Annotated in this window: 9 protein-coding genes; all 9 read right to left on the bottom strand. The window is 73.0% G+C overall.

Features of this window, described 5'->3' with window-relative positions; translation table 11 throughout:
* Positions 1–6: 6 nt before the first annotated feature.
* Positions 7–1704 (bottom strand): flavin monoamine oxidase family protein, encoded by a 1698-nt coding sequence (locus IH50_RS0127465; RefSeq protein WP_030867814.1) that lies wholly within the window; start codon positions 1702–1704, stop codon positions 7–9.
* A 46-nt stretch (positions 1705–1750) separates the two neighbouring features.
* On the bottom strand, positions 1751–2539 hold the full coding sequence (locus IH50_RS0127460; RefSeq protein WP_030867811.1) for a carbon-nitrogen hydrolase family protein: 789 nt from the start codon (positions 2537–2539) through the stop codon (positions 1751–1753).
* 537 nt (positions 2540–3076) lie between these two features.
* Positions 3077–4270 (bottom strand): MFS transporter, encoded by a 1194-nt coding sequence (locus IH50_RS0127455; protein ID WP_030867809.1) that lies wholly within the window; start codon positions 4268–4270, stop codon positions 3077–3079.
* A 165-nt stretch (positions 4271–4435) separates the two neighbouring features.
* Positions 4436–6607 (bottom strand): bifunctional polysaccharide deacetylase/glycosyltransferase family 2 protein, encoded by a 2172-nt coding sequence (locus tag IH50_RS0127450; RefSeq protein WP_030867808.1) that lies wholly within the window; start codon positions 6605–6607, stop codon positions 4436–4438.
* The gene (locus IH50_RS0127445) at positions 6607–7311 is read right to left on the bottom strand and encodes a hypothetical protein (RefSeq protein ID WP_158801304.1); all 705 of its coding nucleotides are present in this window, start codon (positions 7309–7311) and stop codon (positions 6607–6609) included. The genes IH50_RS0127450 and IH50_RS0127445 overlap by 1 nt, the downstream gene beginning before the upstream one ends.
* Positions 7312–7340: 29 nt before the next feature.
* Positions 7341–7793: an Lrp/AsnC family transcriptional regulator gene (locus IH50_RS0127440; RefSeq protein ID WP_030867804.1), complete on the bottom strand. Its 453-nt coding sequence runs from the start codon at positions 7791–7793 to the stop codon at positions 7341–7343.
* A gap of 10 nt (positions 7794–7803) precedes the next feature.
* The gene (locus tag IH50_RS0127435; protein ID WP_030867800.1) at positions 7804–9282 is read right to left on the bottom strand and encodes an amino acid permease; all 1479 of its coding nucleotides are present in this window, start codon (positions 9280–9282) and stop codon (positions 7804–7806) included.
* 314 nt (positions 9283–9596) lie between these two features.
* On the bottom strand, positions 9597–11039 hold the full coding sequence (locus IH50_RS0127430; RefSeq protein WP_030867798.1) for a GuaB1 family IMP dehydrogenase-related protein: 1443 nt from the start codon (positions 11037–11039) through the stop codon (positions 9597–9599).
* 644 nt (positions 11040–11683) lie between these two features.
* Positions 11684–12727, bottom strand: a complete 1044-nt coding sequence (locus IH50_RS0127425; protein ID WP_078914111.1) for a sugar-binding transcriptional regulator — start codon at positions 12725–12727, stop codon at positions 11684–11686.
* Between the last annotated feature and the right edge of the window lie 2 nt (positions 12728–12729).

Here is a 12729-nt window from a genome sequence, read left to right as displayed (position 1 = left end):
GCGGGCTCAGTCCTCGGGGAGCTCCACCGGGGCGATCTCGTCGTAGAGGTCGCCGGGGCCCGGGTTGGTCGGGTCGGTCTCGCCGCCGAAGTGGTGCATGACGCCCCAGACGGCGTTCAGCGCGGTCTGGACGGCGCCCTCCGCCCAGCCGGCCGTCCAGGAGATGTCGTCGCCGGCGAGGAAGATGCCCCGCTTGTCCTCCGGCAGCGCCTCCTGCATGAAGTGGGTGAACAGACGGCGCTGGTAGCGGTAGTGGCCGGGCAGGTTGGCCTTGAACGCGCCCATGAAGTAGGGCTCGTTCTCCCAGGAGACGGTCACCGGGTTGCCGATGATGTGCTTCCGGATGTCGACCTTGGGGTAGATCTCGCCGAGCGACTTCAGCATGACCTCCATCCGCTCGTTCGCGGACAGCGGCAGCCACTTCAGGCTGTCGTCGCACCAGGTGTAGGAGAGGCAGATGACGGCCGGCTTGTCGGGGCCGTCGTCGAGGAGGTACGTGCCGCGCGTCATGCGGTCGGTGAGCGTCATCGACATGACGTCCCGGCCGGTCTCCTCGTCCTTGTCCAGCCAGAACGGCCGGTCCACCGGCACGAAGAGCTTGGAGCTCTCCATGTAGTGGGTGCGCTCGATCGCGGTCCAGTGGTCGATCGGGAAGAGCGAGTCGTCGCAGGCGATCTTCGAGAGCAGCATCCAGGACTGGGCGGTGAAGATCGCCGCCCGGTAGGTGCGGATGTCCCCGTCGGCGTCCGTCACCGTGATCCGGTTGCCGGCGGTGCGGTTGAGCCGGGTGACCGCCGGGCGGGGTTCGCCGTCCTGGTGCAGGGACTTCAGCGAGGTGCCGTACGGCCAGTGGACGATCTTCTCCGGCTCGCGCTCCCACAGGCGCAGGGGCAGCTGCTGGGAGCCGCCGACGATGCCGCGGTGGTGGTCGTCGGCCTCGGTGTAGACGACGCGGAGGATCTCCAGGATGGAGTTGGGGAAGTCGGTGTCCCAGCCGCCGGTGCCGAAGCCGACCTGGCCGAAGATCTCGCGGTGGCGGAAGGACTTGAAGGCCTCGGAGTCGCAGAGGAAGCCGTAGAAGGTCTGGTTGTCGAGCTTCTCGACCAGCTTCGCCCAGATCTCCCGGATGCGGGGGACGTCGCGCTCGCGCAGGGCGCGGTTCATGTCGGAGAAGTCGGCGCCCTCTTCGAGGCACTTGCCCCAGGCGTCGGCGACGTCCCGGTAGACCTGGGGCAGGTCGTCGAGGGTCTCGGCGTAGTGCGACTCGCCCTTGAGGTCGACGACGGTCGACGGCGTCGCCTCGGCGAGGGGATTGGGGAAGGGACGGGTGTGCAGTCCGACCAGGTCGATGTAGTGCTGGAGCGCCGTGGAGGACGGCGGGAAGCGCATCGCGCCCATCTCGGCGGTCAGGGAGTCGTCACACCCGTCGAAGCCGACGGTGCGCAGCCGCCCGCCGATCCGGTCCGCCTCGTACACGACCGGCTTGAGGCCCATCTTCATCAGCTCGTACGCGGCGACGATGCCGGACAGGCCGCCGCCGATGACGGCGACCTCGGTGCCGTGCTCGGTCGCCGGTATCTGTCCGAGGCCCGCCGGGTGGGCGAGGAAGTCGTCGTACGCGTACGGGAAGTCCGGGCCGAACATGGTGATCGGCGGCTGCTGCTCGTCGGCGTGCTCGATCGCGTTGGGCACGGTGGACGTCATGGGGTACGGACTCCTTGCACGGGTGAAGCGGGGGTGGGGGCGGGGTTCAGACGAGGGACCCGTAGAGGCCGGGGCGGCGGTCGGCCAGATACGGGTTGTCCTCACGGGAGGCGGCGAGGAGGACGGGGTCGGCGTCGGCGACGACGAGTTCCTCGGTACGGCCGGCCCGGGCGCGGGCGATTCCGTCGGGGGCGGCGAGCGTGGACAGGCCCACGAACTCGAACTCGCCCTCCTGGCCGACCCGGTTGACGTACGCGATGTACATCTGGTTCTCGAACGCCCGCACCGGTACGACGGACTCGGCGACGAACTGGAACGGGTGCAGCTGTGCCGTGGGCACCAGGAGGAGGTCGGTGCCGGCCAGCGCGTGGGCGCGCACGTTCTCCGGGAACTCGACGTCGTAGCAGATCATCAGGCCGATGGTGAGGCCGTCGAGCTCGGCCTGTACGACGGTTCGCTCTCCCGGGGTGAAGTGGTCCCGCTCGAAGCAGCCGTAGAGGTGGGTCTTGCGGTAGTTCGCGAGGCGGGTGCCGACGGCGGAGATGAGCTGTACGGAGTTGAAGACGCGCTCGCCGTCCCGCTCGGGGTAGCCGTAGGCGATCGCGAGGCCGTGCCGGGTGGCGGTCTCCGCGATCGCGTCCGCCGCGTCGCCGTCGGCGGGCTCGGCGAGCCGGCCGAGGTCGTCGCCGATCGCGTACCCCGTGAGGAACAGCTCCGAGGTGACGAGCAGCCCGGCGCCCGCGGCGGCGGCACGGCCGGCCGCCTCGTCGAGGACCTTGAGGTTCTCGACGACGGATCCGGGGCGGCCGGAGCTCTGGAGCAGGGCGGTGCGCATGCGTGTTCCTCACCGGTACGCGGGGGTTTCGGGGGGTCGGATAGACCGTACGGGCGGGCGGCTCGGGGGGACAAGACGGAGCCGTTGCGCGTCGGTGAGGGGTTTGTTGCGTGCGGGGTGGGGGTGGCGGCGATTCGTTGCGCGGTGCTTGTCGCTTCCGCGGTGGGTTCGGAGGGCGGCGCTGTGTGAGGTGCCCCGGCGTCGGTGCGGCCCGGGGGGTGAGGTTGCGCGGCCCGGCGCTTGCGGGGTGCCGTCGCGCCCACCCGTGCCGCCCCAGCGGCACGACTGCCCGCGACTGACGCGGCTGACGCGGCTGACGCGGCAGGCGACTGCCCGCGGGAGCGGCGGCATGCGGCACAGTCGCCCGCGGTTACGCGGGCACAGCCGCCTGCGGCAGGAAGGGGTCGGGGCGGGGGTGGTCGTCCTCAGTGGTCGGTGTGTCCGCGGCCTGTGGCCCCTTCGAGGAACGTGATCCGCGTCGGTCCGGGGACGGACGGCCCCGGACCGGCCGCCCGCCGCGGGCGCTACGGCGGGTCCTCACGTACGGCGTGTCCTGATGGCCCCGGTGAGCAGCAGGGCCGCCGTCGCCAGGTAGGGCAGCGCGAACACCGCGAAAGCGGTGCTGTGGGCGCCGCCCGAGGCGATCAGCGCGTAGCCGCCGTAGACCGCCACCGTCGCCAGTTCCGTGCCCAGGCCCGCCACCGAGGTGAGGGTGGCCCGGCCGGTGTCCTCGATGCGCCACTGGAGACGGGCGTCGGCCAGCACCGTCGCCGCTTGGAAGCCGCCGAAGGCGAGGGCGACGAGCCCCAGCCCCCAGGGGGTGCCGTCGGCCGCTCCGGCGGCCAGGGCGAGACCGGAGCCGGCCAGCAGCGCGGCGAGCCCGGCCGTGCCGAGCCGCTCGCCCTCACCGGCCAGCAGGCTTCCGGCGGTGGCGCCGGCCCAGATCAGCAGGAGCAGGTAGGGAACGGTCCCGTCGGCGGCCCCGGTCTCCCGCACCAGCAGGGGCGTGTACTCGTCGAGGGCGCCCCATACCGCGCCGACGGCCGGAACGAGCAGCAACGCCCCGCGTACGGACCGGTCGGCGCGGGCCCCGGCGAGCCCGGCCCGCAGGGTCGCCGTCCAGTTCTCGTGCCCGGTCTTCGGCGAGCGGTGCTCGGGGAACCGGAGCGCCGTGGCCGCCGCCAGCAGGCACACCAGCACACTGGCGGCCCCGACGGCGGTGTGACCGCCCCAGGTGAGCACGGGGCCGGCGAGTCCCATCGCCGCCATCACCGCGACCAGCCCGGCCGCACGGGCCCGGCCCATGATCCGGGCGTAGCGGCCGGCCGCGTCGAGCCGTTCCAGTTCGTCGTAGACCAGCGCCTCCAGCGCACCGGAGCCGAGCGCCCCGCCGGCGCCCCACAGCACGAAGCCGAGGGCGAAGGCGCCGTACGACGGGACGAGCACCCACAGGGCGAAGCCGGTGGCGGTGAGCAGCGGGCCGAGCCACAGCAGCAGCCGGCGCGAGACGGCGTCGGCCCAGGCACCGGAGGGGACCTCCAGCAGCACACCGGTGACCGACCAGAGGGCGAACAGGGAGGAGATCTGCCCGACGGACAGGCCGGTGTCGCTGAACAGCAGCGCGTACACCGGGTAGAGCAGGACGAAGTCTTCGAGGAACGCGTAGCCGTACAGCGTGGTCGTCAGCCGTCGCACGCGGACGTCGGAGGCACGCGTGGGCGTGAGAGTCATGAGACCTTCCCGTAGGGGCGGTTCGGACACCGGACGTCGAGGACGTACGGCGGCCGAGGCGGTCCTCGGGAGGCGCGGCCGGTGGATCAATGTCGCCAGGTCATGACCTCATGCTAGACCGGCCGTACGGGGTCCCGCCCGGTGTTTCCGCGGTCGGAGCTCACCTCACCGTTCCCGGGCGGGGAGCCGGGGCGGCAGCACGACGTCGCCGCTGCGCTTGAGGCGTTGCCAGGGCAGCCGGTACCCGTTGACCGCGGTGAGGCAGGCCTGGACGAGCACCAGGTACATGAGCTGGCGGTAGACGATCTGCTGCAGCGGGAGCGTCCACAGCGGCCGGAGGCTCTCACCGTCGAGGCGGAAGGCGTAGGCCGCGCAGACGGTCTGCACGGCCAGCACACCGGCCCACGCCAGCATCGTGCGGAGCGGGTTCCCGAAGACCAGGCCGTAGACGGTCAGCAGGTCGATCAGCGGGGCGAGGAGCGGGGTGAGGATCTGGAAGACGGCCAGCAGGGGCAGCCCCAGGCGGCCGAAGTGTCCCGCGTGGCCGCGCTCGACCAGCGCGTGCCGGTGCTTCCACGCGGCCTGCAGGGTGCCGTAGCTCCAGCGGTAGCGCTGACGCCACAGTTGCCGCAGGGTGGCCGGCGCCTCGGTCCAGGCGAGCGCGTCCTCGGTGTAGCGGACCTCCCACCCGGCCCGGTGCAGGGCCATGGTGATGTCGGTGTCCTCGGCGAGGGTGTCGCCGCTCATCATCCCGGCGTCCCGCAGGGCCGTGACGCGAAAGGCCCCGACCGCGCCGGGGACGGTCGGCATGCAGCGCAGCAGGTCGTAGGTGCGGCGGTCCAGGTTGAAGCCCATCACGTACTCGATGTGCTGCCAACGGCCCAGCAGGCCGCGGCGGTTGCCCACCTTGGCGTTGCCGGCGGTGGCGCCGACGGCCGGGTCGGCGAACGGCTGGACGAGGCGGTGGACGGTCGAGGGGGCGAAGACCGTGTCGGCGTCGAGCATGACGACGAGGTCGTGGGAGGCCCGCCGGACGCCGGCGTCGAGGGCCGACGCCTTGCCGCCGTTCGGCCGGCGGAGCACCGTGGTCCCCGGGAGACCGAGCGACTCGGCGACGTCGGCGGTGCCGTCGTCGGAACCGTCGTCCACGACGATGATCTCCACGAGGTGATCGCTCGCGGCGAGCGAGCGGAGCGTCTTGGCGATGCACAGTCTCTCGTTGTACGCGGGGACGACGACGCTGACGGGCCGGGTGACGGGCCGGCCGGCGCCGGGGGGCGGGCGACGGTGGACGTGGTGGTGGGCGAGGACCAGCATCAGCGCGCACCGTGCGAGGACGAGCGCCCCGACGACCAGCAGCAGCACGCCCACGGCCGACACCGCCGTGTCCGACACGGCCACGGCGGCCACGAACGCCCGGCCCTTCCACCGGGTTCCCGTGTCGACGGGGCTGGTGAGGCCGTCGGTGCCGACGAGGCCGGCGACCGTGGTGAAGCGGTAGCCCTGGGCCTGGAGCCGGGGGATCAGGATGTCCAGCGCCCGGACGGTCTGCGACCGGTCCCCGCCCGAGTCGTGCAGGAGGACGACCGCTCCCCGGCCCGGCACGTGCGGTGTGGCCGCGTCGGCGATCGCCCGCGCGCCCGGACGCCGCCAGTCCCTGGTGTCCTGGTCGACGAACGCCAGCACGTAGCCCTTCTCGCCGAGACGCCGGGCGACGGACCAGGCCGGCCCGTCCAGGGCGGTGGTGGTCGAGGAGTAGGGCATCCGCAGGAGCGAGCTGTTGACGCCCCCGGCTCCGGCGAGGGCGAGCTGGGTCAACGCCAGTTCGCGGTCGGTCTCGGCCGCGGACAGGGTGGCCAGGTCCCGGTGGGAGAAGGTGTGCACCCCGATCTCGTGACCGGAGCGGATCAGGTCCCTCAGGATTCCGGGGTGGCGCACGGCCTGCCGGCCGGTGACGAAGAAGGTGCCGGGCGCGCCGTGGCGGTCGAGGACGGCCCGGATCCGGGGTGTCCAGACGGGGTCGGGACCGTCGTCGAAGGTCAGGACCACCGTTCTGTCCGGTGCCCGGTAGGTGTGCGGGGGGTCCTGGGTGGTGTCGACGACCGGGCCTCCGCCGGTGACCTCCCGGGGGACGCCGGCGGCCGGTTTCCCGGCGCGTCCCTCCTGGTCCCCGGAAAAGCCCCGGGTCGTGTATCCCTCGACCAGGAGCACCGAGACGACGAAGGCCAGCAGGACGAGTGGGACGACGACGCGGAAGCGGTGCCGGGACGGCAGGGGCGCCCGGGTCCGCCGCGGCCCGGGTGTCGCCGGCGGGGGACGGACCGGCCGGCGGCGCATCAGGGGGTCCCGGTCACGGGCGCGTCACCGCCCGGGGAGTCGGAGGGTGCCTGCGGCGGCTCGGACGGGCCGGGGGGTGGGGTGGGCGGGGGGGTGTCCGGCGGGGGCTCCGGGGCGGGCGGCTCGTCCGTCCCCGGGGGCGGACCGTCCGGGGGCGGTTCAGGGGCGGCTTCGCTTCCGGTGCCGGGACCGGGTGCGGACGGATCGTCGGGGGCGGGGGCGTCGGGCTCCTGCGGTGCCGGCGGAACGCCGGTCGTGGGGGAATCCGGTTCGGCCGGGACCGGGGGCACCGGTCCACCGGGGACGAGCGGGGCCGCGGGGGTGAGGAGCGGACCGTCGGGCGGCGTGAACAGGGGAACCAGCGGGGAGCCCGGGCCCACCTCCGTGCCGGCGTCGCTCCGCCCCGGGTCGAGTACACCGCCGGGCGGCCGGGGTCCGTCGTCCGGTCCCCCTTCCCGGTCCGGCACCGACGGGGCCGTGGCCTCTCCGGGCAGGGGCGGCAGCAGGACGCCCGGGGCGAACGGGGTCGCCCCCATGAGGCTCAGTACCAGCACCATCAGGTACGCGGCCGCCAGCCCGGCCACGCCGTATCCGGTGCGCCGGAGCATCCGCGCGCGTCTGCCGGTGGAGTCGACGAACACGGGGAAGCACGGATCAGCCGGGGAGACGGTCCGCATATGTCCGGAATCATCCTGACTCCGCATGGAGTCAGCGTACGCCGGGACGGGCCTCCCTACGCGGGCGATCCCGACGAGAACCGGCGCAGCAGCGGGGACAGCACCAGCACGGACTTCGTCCGCTCGACGAACGGCTCGCCCGCGATGCGTTCCAGGACCCGCTCGAAGTGGCGCATGTCGGAGGCGAAGACCTGGGCGACCGCGTCCGCGTCACCGGTGACGGTGGAGGCGGCCACGACCTCCTGGTAGCGCTCCAGTCCCCGCTGGATGGTCTCCGGGGAGGTGTTGCTGCGGCAGTAGATCTCGACGAACCCCTCCGTCTCCCAGCCGAGGGCAGCCGGGTCCACCCGTACGGTGAACCCGGTGATGGCCCCGGTGGCGCGCAGCCGGTCCACGCGCCGTTTCACGGCGGGTGCGGACAGGCCGACGAGCTGGCCGATGTCCGCGTAGGAGCGGCGGGCGTCCTCGGCGAGGGCGTGCACGATGCGTTCGTCGAGATCGTTCAGCACTGCGGGTGGTTCACTTCGCTTCTGGTGCGGCGGGGGCGGCGAGCCGGGAGCGGCGGTGGCCGTACAGGAAGTAGAACACGAGCCCGGCGGCCATCCAGACACCGAAGACCACCCAGGTGATCGTGGACAGGCTGCCCATCATCCACAGGCAGAAGGCGAAGCCGAGGGCCGGCACGAGCGGGGACAGCGGCACGCGGAAGGTGCGGGGCATCTCCGGACGCGTCCGGCGCAGCACCACGACGGCGACGTTGACCAGCGCGAAGGCGAACAGGGTGCCGATGCTGGTGGCGTCGGCGAGCTGGCCGAGCGGGATGGCGGCGGCCAGCACGCCGCAGAAGAGGGAGACGATCAGGGTGTTGGCGCGGGGGGTGCCGGTCTTCGGGCTGACCTTGCCGAACACCTTGGGCACCAGTCCGTCCCGGGCCATGGCGAACAGGATGCGGGTCTGGCCGTAGAGCACGGTCAGGACGACGCTCGCGATGGCGATGACGGCGCAGAACGCCAGCAGGGTGCCCCAGAAGCCCTGCCCGGTGACCTCGCGCATGATCTGGGCGAGCGTGGCCTCGGAGTCGGTGAACTGCCGCCAGGGCTTGGCGCCCACGGCGACGGCGGCGACCAGGACGTACAGCGCGGTGATGATGACGAGCGACAGCAGGATCGCGCGGGGCAGGTCGCGCTGGGCGTTCTTCGCCTCCTCGCCGGCGGTGGAGGCGGCGTCGAAGCCGATGTACGAGAAGAAGAGCGTCGCCCCGGCGGCGCTGACGCCGGCCATGCCGAGCGGCATGAAGTTCTCGTAGTTGCCGGAGCGGAAGCCCTGGACGCCGATGGCGCAGAACAGCACCAGCGCGCCGATCTTCACGACGACCATGATCGTGTTGGCGCGGGCGGACTCGCGGGCGCCGCCCATCAGGAACGCCATGGCGAGCAGGACGACGATCAGCGCGGGAAGGTTAAAGACGCCGCCGTCGCCGGGCGGGGCGGAGAGCGCGTCCGGGATGGTGACGCCGATGGTGCCGTCGAGGAGTTCGTTGAGGTACTCGCCCCAGCCGACGGCGACGGCGGCGACCGAGACCCCGTACTCCAGCATCAGGCACCAGCCGCAGACCCAGGCGACCAGCTCGCCCATCGTTGCGTACGCATACGAGTAGGAGGAACCGGAGACCGGGATGGTGCCCGCCAGCTCGGCGTAGGAGAGGGCGGAGAAGAGGGCCGTCAGACCGGCGATGACGAAGGAGAGCGTGACGGCCGGACCGGCCTTGGGAACGGCCTCGCCGAGGACGACGAAGATGCCGGTGCCGAGGGTGGCACCGATGCTGATCATGGTCAGCTGCCACAGCCCGAGGGACCGCCGCAGGGAGCCGCCCTCACCCTGGCCACCCTCCGCGACCAGGTGTTCCACGGGCTTGCGGCGCATCAGGCGCGCGAGGGGGCCCGGGGACGGCGGGGCGGCGGGGCGGCCGTTGTGCGGGGGTGCGCCTTGGTCGAGCACGCGCTGACTCCTTTGTCGCTGCCGGTCTTCCGAGGCAGGGGACCGACGGCGTCCCGCGACAGCCGGGACCCGTCGAGCGGAGTCCCCGCCACACACGTACAGCGCGTAACCCTACGAGGTTCTTCGTTGCTCCTGAAATGCAGCAACCTTGCGCACCCCCGCAAGATCATTGCGTTGCGGGCGGGGACGCGGATGTTCGTTGCGCGGGGGCTTTCGACCGTTGCGCACCGGCCCCCGCCGGCCCCCGGGACGGGGCCGGCGGGGGCCGGGCGGTGGTGAGGGGCCGGCGGGGGCCGGGCGGTGGTGAGGGGCCGTCAGCTCCAGCTGGCGTGCAGCGGCTTGCCCTCGGCGTAGCCGGCGGCGCTCTGGACGCCGACGACGGCCTTCTCGGCGAACTCCTCGAGCGATCCGGCCCCGGCGTAGGTGCAGGAGGAGCGGACGCCCGCGATGATCGAGTCGATCAGGTCCTCGACGCCGGGCCGGGCGGGGTCGAGGAACATGCGGGAGGTGGAGATGCCCTCCTCGAACAGCGCCTTGCGGGCACGGTCGTACGCCGACTCCTCGGAGGTGCGGTTGCGCACGGCACGTGCGGAGGCCATGCCGAAGGACTCCTTGTAGGGGCGGCCGTCCGCGTCGTGCTGGAGGTCGCCCGGGGACTCGTAGGTCCCGGCGAACCAGGAGCCGATCATCACGTTGGACGCGCCGGCGGCGAGCGCCATCGCCACGTCGCGCGGGTGCCGGACACCGCCGTCGGCCCACACGTGCTTGCCGTACTTCCTCGCCTCGGCGGCGCACTCCAGGACGGCGGAGAACTGCGGCCGGCCGACGCCGGTCATCATGCGGGTGGTGCACATGGCGCCGGGGCCCACGCCGACCTTGACGATGTCGGCGCCGGCCTCGATCAGGTCGCGGACGCCCGCGGCGGCGACGACATTGCCGGCGACGATCGGCACCCGCGGGTCGAGGTCGCGGACCAGCTTCAGCGCGCCGATCATCGACTCCTGGTGCCCGTGCGCGGTGTCGATGACGAGCGTGTCGACGCCGGCGTCCAGCAGCTGCCGGGCCTTGCCGGCCACGTCGCCGTTGATGCCGACGGCGGCGGCGATGCGGAGCCTGCCCCGCTCGTCGGTGGCCGGGGTGTACAGGGTGGCGCGCAGGGCGCCCTTGCGGGTCAGGATGCCCGCCAGACGGCCGTCCTTGTCCACGGCGGGGGCGTAGCGGCGGTTGGCTCCGTCGAGGGTGTTGAAGGCCTCGCGCGGGTCCGTGTCCGCGTCGATGAGGATCAGGTCCTTGGACATGACCTCTTCGAGCTGGGTGAAGCGGTCCACGCCGGACAGGTCGGTGTCGGTGACCACGCCGACCGGCTTGTGGTCCCCGTCGACGACGACACCGGCGTTGTGCGCGCGCTTGGGCAGCAGGGCGAGCGCGTCGGCGACGGTCTGGTGCGGGGCCAGCACGATCGGGGTGTCCAGGACGAGGTGGCGGCCCTTGACCCAGGAGACGACCTCGGCGACCACCTCGATCGGGATGTCCTGCGGGATGACGACGAGTCCGCCGCGCCGGGCCACCGTCTCGGCCATGCGGCGGCCCGCGATGGCGGTCATGTTCGCGACGACCAGCGGGATGGTGGTGCCGGTGCCGTCCGGCGAGCTGAGGTCCACGCTCTGCCGCGAGCCGACCGCGGAGCGGCTGGGCACCATGAAGACGTCGTCGTACGTCAGGTCGTACGCGGGCCGGATGTCGTTGAGGAAACGCACGTGCTGCACATCCCAGTCGATCAGAGGTGGCCCCCGGACAGGTCAGCCAGGGGGAAGAGCACGTACTTCATTGTCCCATGACGACCGGAACGCCCGCCCCGGGCAGATCGTCCAGGCTGGTCAGAGCCCTGCTCGGAGGATCCTCCAAGGGTCGGGGCGCGGTGGGCGACGGCGTCCGGTACGCCGCCCCGGCGGACACGTCCCGCGCGGCCGCCCGCTCCGCGGGACGCGGCCGCCGCGTACGACGGTCAGCGGCGCCCGCTCCGCGGCTCCCCCTCTCCGGACGGTGCGACCGGAGAGGGAGTCGGCGGGGCGCCCCGGTCGCGGCCGAACCGGTCGGTGGGAGCAACCGCGTCCGTACCGGGGCCGCGAACCCCCGAAGCCGCCGGAGACGGCGCCCTCCCGGTCGTACGGGACGGGGCCGCCCGCGTCGACGAGCTCCGGGGTGCGGCATCCCTCGGCGGGCGGGCCGGCCGCCCGGACGGTGTCCGTGCCGCCGGTCCACGCGGGCGCCGGCCCGTCGTCACCGGCGGACGAGCGGGCGGCCGGCGGAGCGAGCGGACAGCGGGCGGGACACGGGAGCAGTGCCTGTCGCGCGGCACCGTGCGGCCGGTGCCGCCGGGCCCGCCCCGCCTCACCCGCCGTCAGGCGCCGTCCGGGTCCGCGCGGTTGAGGGCGGACCGCGGGGTGGGCCCCGCCGTCATCAGGTAGTCCGCGGCCGACGTGTCCGTCACCAGGCTGGTGACCAGACCGGAGCGCAGTACGGCGTCGATCGCGGGCCCCTTGCGCTGTCCGCCCGCGATCGCGACGACCTCGGGCACCCGGCGCAGCTGGTCGGTCTTGACCGTGATGCACCGCTCCCCCAGGTCCCGGCCGACCCGGCGCCCCTCCGCGTCGAAGAGGTGCGCGGACATCTCCGCGGCGACCCCGAGGGAGGCGTAGTGCGCCCGCTCCTCGTCGCTGAGCATGTCGTGCACCGTGGAGATGCCCGGCTCCCAGGAACCGATGGAGACGCAGGCGACGGTGACCTTGTCGAAGTACTCGAAGGCCCGCGCGATCCCGGTCTGGTGGCGCAGCGCCTGGGCGGTGGCCGCGTCCGGCAGCAGCATCGGCGCGTAGATGGGGTGGGCGTCGCCGCCCGACACCTGCGCGGCGCGCCGCACGGCCTCCACCGAGCCACGCTCGGCGGTCCCGGCGTCGTAGACGCCCGTGAGCTGCACCACCGTGCAGGGCGGCAGCCGGTCCAGGGCCGCCGCCATGTGGATGGTGGAGCGGCCCCAGGCCAGGCCCAGCACATCCCCTTCGTTGACCAGCTCGCCGAGCAGGTCGGCGGCCACCTCTCCCAGGTTCTCGGGGTCGGGTGTCTCCTCGGCCTCGGCCGGGGACTCGACCACGACGGCGTGCCTCAGGCCGTACCGGGCGCGGAGCGCGTCGGAGCGCTCCGCGTCCAGCTCGGCCGGCACGCGGATCTCGATCCGTACGAGATCCCGTTCGAGGGCGGTCTCCAGGACCCGGGCCACCTTGAAGCGGCTGACGCCGAACTCCTCGGCGATCTGGATCTTGGATTTGCCCTCGAGGTAGAAGCGGCGGGCCATGGCCGCCGCCTGCACCAGCTCAGCGGGTCCCATCCGCATGGCTGACCGGCCCGCCGACATACCCGACACGGCGATCTCCTCACTGCTGTTCACAC

Source organism: Streptomyces sp. NRRL S-37 (genome assembly GCF_000721605.1).
In the GTDB taxonomy this organism is placed as follows: domain Bacteria; phylum Actinomycetota; class Actinomycetes; order Streptomycetales; family Streptomycetaceae; genus Streptomyces.
Note: the sequence above shows the minus strand (reverse complement) of the source record. Positions and strands in the feature narration are given on the sequence as shown.

Excerpts from the sequence above, each read along its gene's own strand:
- IH50_RS0127465 (WP_030867814.1), bottom strand. The coding sequence starts at position 1,704 with ATGACGTCCACCGTGCCCAACGCGATCGAGCACGCCGACGAGCAGCAG.
- IH50_RS0127460 (WP_030867811.1), bottom strand. The coding sequence starts at position 2,539 with ATGCGCACCGCCCTGCTCCAGAGCTCCGGCCGCCCCGGATCCGTCGTC.
- IH50_RS0127455 (WP_030867809.1), bottom strand. The coding sequence starts at position 4,270 with ATGACTCTCACGCCCACGCGTGCCTCCGACGTCCGCGTGCGACGGCTG.
- IH50_RS0127450 (WP_030867808.1), bottom strand. The coding sequence starts at position 6,607 with ATGCGCCGCCGGCCGGTCCGTCCCCCGCCGGCGACACCCGGGCCGCGG.
- IH50_RS0127445 (WP_158801304.1), bottom strand. The coding sequence starts at position 7,311 with ATGCGGAGTCAGGATGATTCCGGACATATGCGGACCGTCTCCCCGGCT.